The organism is Massilia timonae CCUG 45783 (genome assembly GCF_000315425.1).
GTDB classification, from domain to species: Bacteria; Pseudomonadota; Gammaproteobacteria; order Burkholderiales; family Burkholderiaceae_D; genus Telluria; species Telluria timonae.
Window position 1 is genome coordinate 1,102,385 of sequence record NZ_JH992924.1, and the last position, 13,359, is coordinate 1,115,743.

At 61.8% G+C, this 13,359-nt stretch carries 11 protein-coding genes; 4 read left to right on the top strand and 7 right to left on the bottom strand.

The genetic code is table 11. The features are described from left to right. Positions 1-37: 37 nt before the first annotated feature. From rsgA to HMPREF9710_RS20050, 3 genes are read right to left on the bottom strand one after another with little or no spacing between them, the layout of a single operon-like run. Positions 38-952 carry a ribosome small subunit-dependent GTPase A gene (gene rsgA / locus HMPREF9710_RS20040; protein ID WP_005669385.1) on the bottom strand — a complete coding sequence of 305 codons (915 nt, stop codon included), beginning with the start codon at positions 950-952 and terminating at the stop codon, positions 38-40. After that, a complete protein-coding gene (locus HMPREF9710_RS20045; protein WP_005669388.1) occupies positions 949-1,281 on the bottom strand; it encodes a 4a-hydroxytetrahydrobiopterin dehydratase in 333 nt (110 codons plus the stop codon). Before HMPREF9710_RS20045 ends, rsgA begins: the two co-directional genes overlap by 4 nt. Further along, positions 1,278-2,540, bottom strand: coding sequence for a M48 family metallopeptidase (locus HMPREF9710_RS20050; protein ID WP_005669390.1), 1,263 nt, complete (start codon positions 2,538-2,540; stop codon positions 1,278-1,280). The genes HMPREF9710_RS20045 and HMPREF9710_RS20050 overlap by 4 nt, the downstream gene beginning before the upstream one ends. A 58-nt stretch (positions 2,541-2,598) precedes the next feature. Here HMPREF9710_RS20050 and orn point away from each other — a divergent pair, with 58 nt between their 5' ends. From orn to HMPREF9710_RS20065, 3 genes are all read left to right on the top strand, one after another. Further along, a complete protein-coding gene (gene orn, locus HMPREF9710_RS20055) occupies positions 2,599-3,183 on the top strand; it encodes an oligoribonuclease (RefSeq protein WP_005669391.1) in 585 nt (194 codons plus the stop codon). A gap of 116 nt (positions 3,184-3,299) precedes the next feature. Next, positions 3,300-5,750, top strand: a complete 2,451-nt coding sequence (locus HMPREF9710_RS20060; RefSeq protein ID WP_229409866.1) for a hybrid sensor histidine kinase/response regulator — start codon at positions 3,300-3,302, stop codon at positions 5,748-5,750. A gap of 50 nt (positions 5,751-5,800) precedes the next feature. Next, positions 5,801-6,871, top strand: a complete 1,071-nt coding sequence (locus tag HMPREF9710_RS20065; RefSeq protein WP_005669395.1) for a glycoside hydrolase family 43 protein — start codon at positions 5,801-5,803, stop codon at positions 6,869-6,871. Positions 6,872-7,437: 566 nt separating this feature from the next. Here the strand turns inward: HMPREF9710_RS20065 and HMPREF9710_RS27335 are convergent. Continuing rightward, the gene (locus HMPREF9710_RS27335; RefSeq protein WP_005669397.1) at positions 7,438-8,076 is read right to left on the bottom strand and encodes a DUF1353 domain-containing protein; all 639 of its coding nucleotides are present in this window, start codon (positions 8,074-8,076) and stop codon (positions 7,438-7,440) included. After that, positions 8,073-9,755: a caspase family protein gene (locus HMPREF9710_RS27340; protein ID WP_005669399.1), complete on the bottom strand. Its 1,683-nt coding sequence runs from the start codon at positions 9,753-9,755 to the stop codon at positions 8,073-8,075. The genes HMPREF9710_RS27335 and HMPREF9710_RS27340 overlap by 4 nt, the downstream gene beginning before the upstream one ends. 532 nt (positions 9,756-10,287) lie before the next feature. Between HMPREF9710_RS27340 and HMPREF9710_RS20075 the strand changes: the two genes are divergently transcribed. Further along, a complete protein-coding gene (locus tag HMPREF9710_RS20075; RefSeq protein WP_229409867.1) occupies positions 10,288-11,382 on the top strand; it encodes an HPP family protein in 1,095 nt (364 codons plus the stop codon). An 88-nt stretch (positions 11,383-11,470) separates the two neighbouring features. Here the strand turns inward: HMPREF9710_RS20075 and HMPREF9710_RS20080 are convergent, their stop codons facing one another. Continuing rightward, positions 11,471-12,163, bottom strand: coding sequence for a UPF0149 family protein (locus HMPREF9710_RS20080; RefSeq protein WP_005669404.1), 693 nt, complete (start codon positions 12,161-12,163; stop codon positions 11,471-11,473). Positions 12,164-12,316: 153 nt separating this feature from the next. Further along, positions 12,317-13,354, bottom strand: a complete 1,038-nt coding sequence (locus tag HMPREF9710_RS20085) for an alpha/beta hydrolase (protein ID WP_005669405.1) — start codon at positions 13,352-13,354, stop codon at positions 12,317-12,319. Positions 13,355-13,359 lie beyond the last annotated feature (5 nt).

Genomic DNA, 13,359 nt, shown 5'->3' on the forward strand with positions numbered 1-13,359 from the left:
TTTCGTTAGGGAAAGTATAGTCTTCAGTACCTGGTCTTCAATACAGGGTCTGCGCCGATTCGTGCAACAGCTGCGCATACAGCTCGTGGCGCATGCGCGCGATCTTGCCGTCTGCGACCGCATCCAGCACGGCGCACTGCGGTTCGGCCAGGTGGCGGCAGTTATAGTACTTGCAGCCGCCCAGATAGGGCTTGAACTCGACGAAGGCGCGTTCCAGCATGCCTTCGGTCAGGTGGTACAGGCCGAATTCCTGGAAGCCGGGCGAATCGATGATCGTGGACGTCTTCCCATCCGCGCCGGGCAGCCGGTACAGGCGGGTGAAGGTGGTGGTGTGCTTGCCGGTGTCGAGCGCGGCCGAGATTTCGCGCACCGCGATGTCGGCGTCCGGCACCAAGAGGTTGATCATCGACGACTTGCCCATGCCGGACTGGCCGATGAAGATCGACGAGTGGCCTTCGAGCAGCGGCGCCAGGGTCGCCACGGTCTGTTCGGGCTGCCCGGTGGCCGATACCTCGTGCACCGGATAGCCCAGCGCGGCATACGGCGCAACGCGTTCGCGCGCGCGCGGCAGCAGGTCTGCGACATCAAGCTTGTTCAGGATGAGGTGGGCCTCGATGCCGGCCGCCTCGCAGGCGACCAGCGCGCGCGAGACCAGGTCGTCGGTGAAACCGGGCTCGGTGGCGACGACGATGAACAGGCGCGAGATGTTCGCCGCCAGCAGCTTCGATTTGTATTGGTCGGAGCGGTAGAGCAGGGTGGTGCGCTCGGCGATCTTTTCGATCACCGCCTGGTCGGCGGAGGTGCGCTTCAGGTGCACCACGTCGCCCACGGCGACGTTGGTCTTCTTGCCGCGCGTGACGCATTGCAGCTTTTCGCCGTCCACGTCGGCCAGGTAGTGACGGCCGTGGGCCGCGATGATGGTGCCAGTCAGGGGGGTAACTAAGTCGCTCATGCGCTGGTCATTTCAAGATAAAGCGCATTCACTTTCGCGGCGCAGATAAAATCGTTTTCGGTCAGGGCGCCGCCGGCGGAGTGGGTGGTCCAGCTCACCCTGCAGGTCGCATGGCCGACCGTCAGCTCCGGATGGTGGTCCTGGGTTTCGGCGACCTGCGCCACCGCGTTCACGAGGGCGATGGTGGCGCGGTAGTCCGGCGAGCGGAATTCGCGCAACAGGATGCCGTCGATCGCGGTCCAGCCGGGCACGTCGTTCAGCAAGGCGTCGATCGCCCACGGATCGAGCGCCCTGGCGTTGCGGATGCAGTCGCGATGCTCCAGCTTCATGCGCCCGCCAGCGTCAGGTGTTTCACGCGCACCGAGGCCGGCGGATGCGAATCGTAGAAGGCCGAGTGCAGCGGGTCCGGGGTGAGGGTGGAGGCGTTGTCCTCGTACATCTTGACCAGGGCCGACACCAGGTGGCGGCCATCGGTATGCCGGGCCGCGAAGGCGTCGGCTTCGAACTCGTGCTTGCGCGAGGTGATCGAGGACAGCGGCGCCAGCGGGAAGGTGAACACCGGCAGAACTAAAACGAAAAGCACCAGGGCCATGCCGTCGTTGGAGGCGTTCATGAAGGGCAGCACGCCCAGGCCCGTATAGAACCAGGCCTGGCCCTTCAGGTAGCCGAGCAGGGCCAGGAAGGCCAGCGACATGGCGAACATCACGGCGACGCGCTTGACGATGTGGCGCAGCTTGAAGTGGCCCAGTTCGTGCGCCAGCACGGCCTCGATCTCTTGCGGCTCGAGACGCGACAGCAGGGTGTCGAAGAACACGATGCGCTTGGCGCGCCCGAAGCCCGAGAAATAGGCGTTGCCGTGGGCGCTGCGCTTGCTGCCGTCCATCACGAACAGGCCGCGCGACGCGAAGCCGACGCGCGCCATCAGGCTCTCGATGCGCTGCTTGAGGCTGGCGTCTTCGAGCGGGGTGAACTTGTTGAACATCGGCGCGATCACGCTCGGGTAGATCGCAATCATGAGCAGCTGGAACCCGCTCCACACCAGCCAGGTATAGAACCACCACAGGTCGCCCGACTTGTCCATCAGGGTGAGCACCACCCACAGCAGCGGCAGGCCGATGACGGCGCCGACGATCGAGCTCTTGATGAGGTCGGTGAACCACAGGCCGGGCGTCATCTTGTTGAAGCCGAAGCGCTGTTCCAGCACGAACTGGCGGTACCAGTCCAGCGGCAGGTCGAGCAGGCTGGAGATGACGCCGAAGGCCACCACCAGCGCCAGCTGGTGCCACAGTCCAGGCCCGGTGAGGGGCAACAGGGCCAGCGACAGCAGCTGCAGGCCGCCCAGCAAGGTGAAGCCGATCAGGACCGCGCCGCCCCACAGCATGCCCACCAGGCCGAGGCGGGTCTTTGCGACGGTATAGTCGGCCGCTTTCTGGTGCGCCGCCAGCGGCACCTTTGGTGCAAACTCGGCCGGCACGCTGGCGCGATGGCGCGCGATGTGCCGGATATGGCGCGCGGCCAGCCAGGTGCGCAGCACCATGGTCAGCACGAAGAAAACGACGAACAAAACTGAAAACCCGAATGAAGACATTCTGTGCCTGTGAGAAAATGCAGGATTAGGTAAAACACGACTAGGCAAAGAGAGAATTATGTCACAAGCTACACCAACCACCGAGTCCGCCGCAGTGCCGCGTCAAAACGAGTTCAACCTGGTCTGGGTGGACATGGAAATGACCGGCCTGGACCCGGACAACGACCGCATCATCGAAGTGGCGGTGATCGTCACCGACCCCGAGCTGAACATCATCGCCGAAGGCCCGGTGTTCGCCATCCACCAGTCGGACGAGACGCTGGACAAGATGGACAACTGGAACAAGGGCACCCACGGCAAGTCGGGCCTGATCGACCGCGTGAAGGCCTCGACCGTCAGCGAAGCCCAGGCCGAGCAGGAACTGATCGCCTTCCTCAAGCAGTATGTGCCGTCGAACAAATCGCCGATGTGCGGCAACTCGATCTGCCAGGATCGCCGCTTCATGGCGCGCGGCATGCCGAAGCTCGAAGCCTTCTTCCACTACCGTAACCTGGACGTGTCGACCCTGAAGGAACTGTGCCGCCGCTGGAAGCCCGAGGTTGCCACCGGCTTCAAGAAGCACCAGAAGCACACGGCCCTGGCCGACATCACCGAGTCGATCGAAGAACTGCGCTACTACCGCGAGCATTTCATCCAGAAATAACTCGGCAAAAGCAGCAAAAAAACTGCATTGTATTGACAAGAAGGTATGCGACAATCGGCGGTATGGTTCCGCTCCCGCATACCGCTTTTTCGAGTGACAGCCAGGTGGCGGCGCGCATGCGCGGCCACGACTGGCACACTTCCAGCCTCGGCCCTCCCGAGGGCTGGCCACCGTCGCTGCGCACGGCAGTGGACATGATGCTGCATTCGTCCTTCCCGATGTTCATCGCGTGGGGGCCGCAGTTCGCTTTCCTGTTCAACGACGCCTACATCCCCATCCTGGGAGAGCGCTATCCGTGCGCGCCCGGCCTGCCGTTCGCCGAGGTGTGGCCCGAAGCCTGGCCCGAGCTGCGGCCGCTGGTCGAGCGCACGGTGGCGGGCGAGACGGTGTTCTTCGAAGACCTCGAGCTGAGCCTGCTGCGCAACGGTTATCCCGAGCGTGCCTGGTTCACGTTCTCGTATGCCCCGCTGGTCGATGCGGCCGGCCACGTCGGCGGCCTGCTCTGCACCTGCATGGAAACCACCGGCCGCGTGCTGGCCGAGCGGCGCGCCGCCTTCCAGCTCAGGGTGTCCGATGCGCTCGGCCCGATCGAGGATCCGGGCGAGGTGATCGCCACCGCCAGCGCCTTGCTGGGCGTGGAGCTCGGCGCCGCGCGCGTGCTGTACGCCGAGATCGATCCGCTCAGCGGCCGCCTGGAGGTGCCGCGCCTGTGGTCCCAGGATGGCGCCGCGCCGGCGGCCTTGCGCTCGCCGCTGCACGACTTCAGTCCGGCGGTGGTGGACGAGCTGCGCAGCGGCGCCGTGGTGCAGATCCACGATGCCGCCAACGACCCGCGCACGCAAGACCTGCGCGCCGCCTGGCGCGACGAGCGCATCGGCGCCTTGCTGGTGGTGCCGCTGGTAAAATCCGGCCGCCTGATCGCCTGCCTGGGCGTCGATGCGCCGACGCCGCGCTCCTGGACCGGCCACGACGTCCAGCTCGCGCGCGACGTGGCCGAGCGCACCTGGGCCGCGGCCGAGACCGCGCGCGCCCAGGCGCTGCTGCGCGAAGAGCGCGACCGCAGCCGCGACATCTTCGACAATATCTCCGAAGGCTTCGCCCTGTTCGACCGCAACTGGATCATGCAGCGCATGAACGCCGAGGGCCTGCGCATCTGCGCCGTCACGCGCGAGGAAGTCATCGGCCGCAACCACTGGGAAGTGTTCACCGCCATGGCCGACAGCGAGGCCGGCCGCATGTACCACCGCGTGATGGACACGCGCCGCGCCGGCGCCGCCGAGCAGTGCCACGTGTTCCCCGACGGGCGCCGCATCTGGACCGACATCCGCGCCTATCCGACCCAGGACGGCGGCATCGCCAGCTTCTTCCGCGACATCACCGACCGCAAGCTGGCCGAAGAAAAACTGATGGACGCCGACCGCCGCAAGGACGAATTCCTGGCCATGCTGGCGCACGAGCTGCGCAACCCGCTGGCGCCGATCAGCGCCGCCGCCGAGCTGCTCCGGCTGGGCAATATGGACGAGCGCCGGGTGCACCAGAGCAGCACCATTATCGGACGCCAGGTGCGCCACATGACGCGCCTGGTGGACGACCTGCTCGACGTCTCGCGCGTCACGCGCGGCCTGATCACCCTGGGCCAGGCGCGGGTGGCGGCGCGCGCCGTCGTCGAAGAGGCGGTGGAGCAGGTGCGGCCGACGATCGACGCGCGCTCGCAGCAGCTCAGCGTGCGCCTGCCGTCCGAACACGCCGCGGTGCGCGGCGACAAGGCGCGCCTGGTGCAGGTGGTGGCCAATGTGCTGGGCAACGCCGCCAAGTACACGCCCCCGGGGCGCGGCATCGACCTGCGCGCCGAGGTGCTCGGCACGCGCCTGGTGCTGAGCGTGCGCGACGAGGGCATCGGCATGGACCGCGAACTCACCGGCCGCGTGTTCGACCTGTTCACCCAGGCCGAGCGCTCGTCCGACCGCTCGCAGGGCGGGCTCGGACTGGGCCTGGCCCTGGTCAAGCACCTGGTCGAGCTGCACGGCGGCACGGTGGGCTGTTCCAGCCCGGGCCTGGGCAAGGGCAGCACCTTCGTGATCAGCCTGCCGCTGCTGCAGGAAGAAGAAACGCCGGTTCCCGCGCCGGGCGCCGCCGGTCCGGCCGGCGCCGCGCCCTTGCGCATCCTGGTGGTGGACGACAACCACGACGCCGCCGAGACGCTGGGCCTGTTGCTGTCGGCCCAGGGGCATGAGGTGGCGATCGAGCACGCCTCGCTGCCGGCGCTCGAGCGCGCGCGCGGCATGCGGCCCGACGTCTGCCTGCTCGATATCGGGCTGCCGGAGATGGATGGGCGCGAACTGGCGCGGCGGCTGAAGGCCGATCCGGCGACGGGCGGCGCGGTCCTGATCGCCGTCACCGGCTATGGCCAGCAGCAGGATCGCGATGCCGCACTGGCCGCAGGCTTCGCGCATCACTTGGTCAAGCCGGTCAATGTCGACGTGCTGCTGCGCGTGCTGGATGGCGTGCGCGGCGAAGCAGGGGCAACGGAGGAGCACAACAAGCAAGCCAACGTCGCTCCCGCGTAGGCGGGAGCCCAGGGCGGTCGCGCCGCCGAAAACCAAAAAAAGGAGACCAGATGAAAGAAAAACCGCTCTTCATCGTGAAAACGTTGGCACTTGCCTTGCTCAGTGCCGCCAGCCTGTCCCTGCAGGCCGCCAACCCGATCGTCCCCGGCTGGTACGCGGACCCCGAAATCCGCATCTACGGCAACAAGTACTGGATCTATCCCACCTATTCGGACCACTACGGCACGCCGCGCACCTCGCGCGGATTCACCCCCGAGCAGCAAGCCATGCGCGCCAAGTCCGACCTGATCTGGGAACCCTACCTGAAGCAGACCTTCCTCGACGCCTTCTCGTCGACCGACCTGGTCAACTGGACGAAGCACACCCACGTGCTCGACGTCGAGAACGTCGCGTGGGCGGCGTATGCGGTGTGGGCGCCATCCGCCATCGAGCACAACGGCAAGTACTACCTGTTCTTCGGCGCCAACGACATCAAGGCCAATGGCCAGCTGGGCGGCATCGGCGTCGCGGTCAGCGACCGTCCCGAAGGCCCGTTCAAGGATGCGCTCGGCCGCCCGCTGATCGACAAGATCCACAACGGCGCCCAGCCGATCGACCAGATGGTGTTCAAGGACGACGACGGCCAGGTGTATATGTATTACGGCGGCTGGAAGCACGCCAACGTCGTCAAGCTGGCGCCGGACCTGCTGAGCGTTGTGCCATTTCCGGACGGGACCACCTACAAGGAGATCACGCCCGACCCGGCCTATGTGGAGGGGTCATTCATGGCCAAGCGCAATGGCGTGTACTACTTCATGTGGTCGGAAGGAGGGTGGACGGGGCCGGATTATCGCGTTGCGTATGCCATGAGCAAGTCGCCGTTTGGGCCGTTTAAGCGCATCGGCACCATCCTGCAGCAGGATACGACCATCGCCAATGGGGCGGGGCATCACTCGGTGGCCAATATTCCTGGCACCGACGACTGGGTTATTGTCTATCACCGGCGGCCGCTGAACGACAAGGACGGGCATCATCGCGAGATGGCTATTGAGCATTTGTACTTTAATGCGGATGGCACTATCAAGCCTGTGGTCATGACCACAAAGGGTATGACGCCGCGACCGACTGCACCCGGTGGCTAACGATGTCAGGCAGCTGACACAAACGCTCGACGTTTTTTTTGCAGAAATGACAAGTAGTCGAGCAACGGTGTCAATCTAGGTGAAGACACGTGATCTATCAGCACTTGCACAATTGCCTCCGACTAAAGTGGACCTTGCAAAAGCATTGCCCTGCAGTGTTCCACGATCTAGTGGAGCATTTCTGACGGTGATTTTAAGGGGGTGAGCAATGAAATATGTCGTATAGAATTAAAAATCTTTGTGTGCTACTGGGCCGAATTGCAGGAGAAGTAATTGAATTTCCCGGTGGGGCTACTTTCACTATGGATTTCTTGTTTGAAGTTATTGCAGTCACACGGCGTTGAGTTGGCGTTCCTTAGTACACTAAAACTCTTATGGCACAGCATGGACGCATTGGGGCGACTTTAAAGCTACTCCATTAGGACTCATGTATCGCTTCAGATTTTTTCTAAGCGTTAAAGCGCCTAGAAACTCACTTGCCTAATTTCTGTTAGCAATAATTGGGGTGGGGCAATTGCTTGGAGTCGTCAAGAAAACTATATATAGATAGGATGGAAATGCATGTGCTATCTGAAATTCGCTGGTATTTTACGCCACTCATTCCATGTTATCCTCGGATCGTCGGGTGTTTTTATCAATATTCTTTTTTCTCCTTTGGCCTTGCGTCGGGCATTGTCATTCCAAGCCCTTTTTCCAAATTTTCTCACAGCTGTGTAAATTGCCCCGGCATCCATTGTGTTAACCTTGAATGCTTCCATGCAAAGTCTAAAAATCTTGTCGGATTGCTCACGTGTTAGATACTGTTCCCAGTAGAGGTAATCGTGAAGAACAGCGGCGTATGCATATAGGCCGTCCGGACGTAGTCGCGGCCAAAAGATTGCTGGAATGCTTGCGAAATCGGTGACAAAGCCAATTGGGACCCTGACTTGTTTATATGCGGTCGAATGTTGGGCAGTAGGAGTCCAGCCGATGACGCTAGTCGTGTAGTAAGTTGGATCAGCGAAACGCGCTACTTTTAATACGCCGGATGGATTTTTTTTATTTACCTTCTCCGTCGGATCCTCTGCGTATTGCAAAAATAGTGCTTCCATCCAGGCATCGCTCGCGTCGCGATCGGTAGTTTGAGAAAATGTTGTTTTGGCCGAGAATGCCAATGACATAAATGCTAAAAAGCGGCGTCGCTTCAGCTTGGAATGAGGTTTCATCTGGTTTTCTCGACTAAAGGTTTGAACAACATCTCCCCGTCGCCGCGCATCCGGCCGAGCATTGGGATCTGTGTCGCGTTCGTTCGCTGTGCTACGTTATATTGAACGAAAAGAAACAGTTCGGTGAGTGTAATTACGCCATTCTTTCCGAGAAGATCTGCTTCTCCTTGCAGGCCGCTAGCGAGATAGTGGGTAAATGTGCTCATTTTCAACTGATCATCGATTTGAGCGGCTTGATCCGACATACCAGCGGTGACCATAAAGGCGCCTTGGGGCACTGCCAGTTGGGTGAGGTCGGGCACTGCTCCCGACTTTCTCACGATTCCCAAACCCGAAAAGCAACTGTCGACTGCAAACAGGACTTGTCGCACCATCTTGCCGTCGAGGGCACGGAAAGCATGGTTTTGAAGGTCGTTCAGACGTAGGCAACGAAGGGTTGGATTGGATGAATAACAATCACTCGTTGCAAGATAGCCCTCAGATGCTACGAGCGGGTCGGAAAAGCCATGTGTGGAGAAATAGATAAACAGGCGGTCGTCCCGATCAGCAGAATCAATCAATTTCGAAAGTGCTACATCAATGTCCTCCTTGGTTACCCGGTCACTAAGCAGCGTCGATACCTCGAATCCATTGCGTTTAAGCGCCTGATCCATTGCTGTGACGTCACGTGCAATTTTCTCTCTGTCAAATATGGAAAATTTCTTGTCGTCAAAGTTCCAGACTCCGATAACCAACGCTCGGCTTTTTGCGTACACTTGGTCGAATGCAATGGCTGGACCTTCTTTTCCTTCGCCTTTCAGTTCCGGAGCGGAAATATGATCATTATCCAGATTAAACTGGTAGGTAGCAGGAACTGAGAGTAGTGTCTGGTTGCCGTCGTCGAAGCGGGCTTGGACTGAGAACTGGTGAATACCTTTAACTAAAAAGGAATATGATGACTGTTGACGGGTTGTCCATGCGCCCCAATCCGAATCATTGGGGAAAATTCGGTATCGATAAAGCAAATGCTTGCGATTCAATTTAAACTCGGGACCAACTTCCCAGCTGAACCTTAATGGTTTTGCCTGCATTCCGCCAGAAGTGTTGGCTTGGCTGGGCAGGGTGCCGTTTAACTTGAGATAAACGCGCGGTGTGATATCAAGCGGAATCGGGCTTGCAGACACTTCGAAGTGAGCGAGAGTCGCACGTGAACTATCACGTATGGCCGGACTAAGTAACGCTCGGTCAGCGCTATGCGGGACAAATGCCCGTTTATAGCCGCCTGCAGTTTTTAATGGATGTCCGATAAATGTTGGGATCCGCGCAATCGCAACCGTGTATTTCCCCGGTTTATACGGTGCTCTGAAGTCGATTGTATAGGGTTTTGCCGAGGCCTCGAATCCCTCTCCAATATCCGGTGCGGCGCTTAAAGCTCCATAAATTTCCCAAGAATCTTGGTTGCGTTCCGAACCTTCCGGAATGACGGCGAATGTAAGGTAAGCGTATTTCTTGGAGCCAAAATGATACTCATTGGCCCGGAACTGGAGCACGATTTGAGAACCGGGGGCAACCTTCGCCCCCCCTTCTGTGAACACGACTGAAGATGGGATTACTTGAACCCCTCCTGCATATGCAGTTTGCTGAGAGATCAGGAATGCCAAAAGTATGAACCACTTGCGCAAAATCGAAACATTTGGCATACCTACCTCTTCGGTGGAATGACTACGGTGCTCGGTGCTGTGGAACTGTTTACCCAGTGCGTAGAGCTTGCCATAAAATTATCAGAGGGGCAATGGCCAAAAACAAGGCGGCGGAGTTTTGAAATAGTCCTGTGGTACGCGGAGGCACAGGTGCCTGACAAAGATGAGGCCGTATGTGTTTTGCGCGCTATCCATTGCTGCGTTTCAGCCTTTGTCATACAGTCGTATCGCTTCGATCAGCATTCTTTGCTCGAGACTTTAGGGGGATCTGGAGGTCTCTGAGGCGTAGCGGCAAGTCACGTCTGTCGTCTCTTTCTGGACGAATGGTAGACGTGCCGGACAGGTGCACGTGATCGTTGCTCTCACGGCGACCGTGCATTATGCTTTGCGTCCAAATTGACTCCATGCACTATTTTTGATGACTTTTGCACCCATTTCGTGCAAATGTGCTGTAATGACGCTCTCTGCGCTCAACCTTGGTGCAATGCCATCCTTTCTTCTATCCATCCTCCGGCGGCCGCACCCGGTCGCCTTGCCACCGATCGGCCAGGCGCGGGCCGCGTTCGGCGCATTGTTCGGCCTGGCCCTGTCCGGCATCCTGAGCCAGGTCGTGCTGGCCTGGACCGCCCCCGGCGCCCACGTCGCCTGGCTCGTTGCCCCGATGGCGGCCTCCGCCGTATTGCTGTTCTGCGTCCCCGCCAGCCCCCTGGCCCAGCCCTGGCCCGTCATCGGCGGCAATGTCGTCTCGGCCCTGGTCGGCGCCGCCTGCGCCCAGCTGCTGCCCGATCCGATGTTCGCCGCGCCGCTGGCCGGCGGATTGTCGATCGCCATGATGTTCCTGCTGCGCTGCCTGCATCCGCCGGGCGGGGCGGTGGCGATGACGGCGGTGCTGGGCGGGCCGGCGGTGCACGAGGCTGGCCTGTCGTTCGCGCTGGCGCCGGTGGGCCTGAACACCGTGCTGCTGGTGCTGGCGGCGCTGCTGTACAACCGGGTGACGGGCGCCCATCACGCGCACAAACCTGTTCCGGCGCCGACCGCCGTGGCGGCCGAGGACATCGACGCCGCGCTGGAGCATTTTGGCGAAGCGGTCGACGTCTCGCGCGAAGACCTGGCCGTCATCGTCAACGATGCCGAGCACCATGCGGCCGAGCGGCGCGTGCGGCACCTGCATGCCGGCGACGTCGTGGTGCCGCCGCTGGCGCGGCTCGCACCCGATATGCCGCTGGCGACGGCGCGCGCCATCCTGCTCGAACATGGCTTGCCTTCGCTGCCGGTGGTGGATGGGGAAGGGCGGCTGCTTGGCGTGCTGACGCTGAAATCCCTGCTGCGGGCGGCGGCCGAGGCCGAAGCGTGGAACATCAAGGCGCGGGCGCTGATCGTGCTGCGCGGCCGCAGGCAAGCCGAGCGGGTGGCCGAACTGATGATGACCGGGATCGCGGTGCAGGCGGCGCAGCCGGCAAGCGCCGTGGCAGCGCTGGCGGGCCGCCATGGCCTGGCGCGGGTGCCGGTGGTCGACGCGGCGGGCATGCTGGTGGGGATGGCAGGGCCGGTCGAAGTGCTCGACGCCCTGCATGGGGTGACGTTGGCGACGCAGGGGTGGCGGTTACGGCGCCGGCGCGACGATTGATGCTTGTTTCGGCGCCGATTTCGTCTGCGATGATCTCGCTGCCAACGATCGCCGCGTCGGCGGCCTGGCCGCCGACCCTACGGGTGAATCAGGCCGATTCCGCCCCGCAGCACTTCTTGTACTTCTTGCCGCTGCCGCAGGGGCAATCGTCGTTGCGACCGACCTTCGGCTCCTCGCGCACCACGGTCTCGACCGCGGCCTTGCGCAGTGGCAGCCAGTAGCGGTACAGGGCCGGCACATTCGCTTCGATCTCCAGCGCCAGGGCGTGGATCTTGTGCGGATTGTCGACCAGGGCCAGTTCCTCCTCTTCGATCTCGTCGGCGCCGAGCAGGTAGATCGGGCGAATGAGTTCGGCCACGTCCGAGGTCCAGATCGGTTCCCAGGAGTCGGCGCGCAGTTCGACGCCTTCCCAGAAGCCCCAGCACCAGGCTTCCGGATCGATCAGGGTCTTGCCTTCGAATTCGTGTTCGACGAACAGCGGCTCGAACTCCTTCGGCGAGACTTCGAAGGTGATCAGCACTTCGTTCATGAAGCGCATGATCAGGTTGATGATCTTTTCTTCTTCGCGCTTGTTCTTCCATTTCGGGGCGGCCGCCTCGTCCTGGCCCCAGACCAGCGGCAGCCATTCGGCCGGCATGATGGTTTCCGGACCGATCGCGATCGCGGTCAGGTAGCCGTGCAGGGTGTCCATCGTCATCGCGTCGTCGGAGCAACGGTCGGACAAGAGGAACTGGTCGAGTTCGTCGAATTCTTTTTCGGAGAGGGGCTGTTCGAGATGCATGGGAGTGTCTGGTGACGGCGCCCGGGCGCCGGTTTTGCGTAAAGGCGCCAGTGTAACGCCTGCGCCGCCAGGCGGCAGCAAAAACCTCGATCAGGTATGGCAAACGGCGGGGAGATGGCGCCGCGGCGCAACGGCCGCGGCGCCGGGATGGCATCAACGCTTGGCGTTGAACGCCTTGGTCAGCTCGTCGGCCGCGAACTGCTGCGCTTCCTTGGCTTTGGGCACCACCGCGCCCATGCCGAAGAATTCGTGGGTCACACCGGTGTAGTGACGGTAGTTGACGGCCACGCCTTCCTTCTCGAGGCGGTCGGCGTAGGCCTTACCCTCGGTCATCAGCGGGTCGATCTCGGCCGTGATCACGGTCGCCGGCGGCAGGCCCTTGAGCGAGGTCGCCTTCAGCGGCAGGGCGTACGGGCTCTTCGGATCGGCGCCGTAGTGCTTGAAGAACCAGCCCATCATCGCCTTGTTGAGCGGCTTGGCGTTGGCGTTCTTCTTGTACGACGCATTGTTCATGTCGTTGTCGACCACCGGATACACCAGCAGCTGGTGCACCGGCAGCTGGGCTTTCTGGTCGCGCGCCATCATCGAGACCACGGTCGCCAGGTTGCCGCCGGCCGATTCGCCGGCCACCGCCACGCGGGTCGGGTCGCCATTGAACTGGCTGGCGTTGTCGATTGCCCATTTATAGGCGGCGAAGGCGTCCTCGGGCTGGGTCGGGAACTTGTGTTCAGGCGCCCGGCGGTAATCGGCCGAGACGACGATGGCCTTGGCCCCCTTGGCCAGCGCGCGCACCGACGCTTCATAGACCTTGGTGTCGGCGATCACGAAGCCGCCGCCGTGGTAGTAGACGATGACCGGGAACGGACCCTTGCCCTCAGGGGTGAAGATGTGGACCGGGAAGCTGCCGCCCTTGCCCTGCACCGTCTGCGTCTTCATTGTCACGCCGGGTTCCGGCGCCGTGCTCTGGCCGGCATCCGACAGCACTTTCTTGACCGCGTCGGCGGCGCTCGGCTGCTTGCGCGCTTCTTCCGGGCTCAGGTTCTCGATCGGCTTCGGTTTGAGCGACGCCATGGCGTCGAGCACCTTTTGCATATTCGGCTCGGCCTTCGGCGGCTGGGCGTTCTGGGCGATGGCGGCGCCTGCAGCCATGCCGGCGGCGAGAGCGACGAGGGTCAGGGTCATCTTCTTCATGGTGT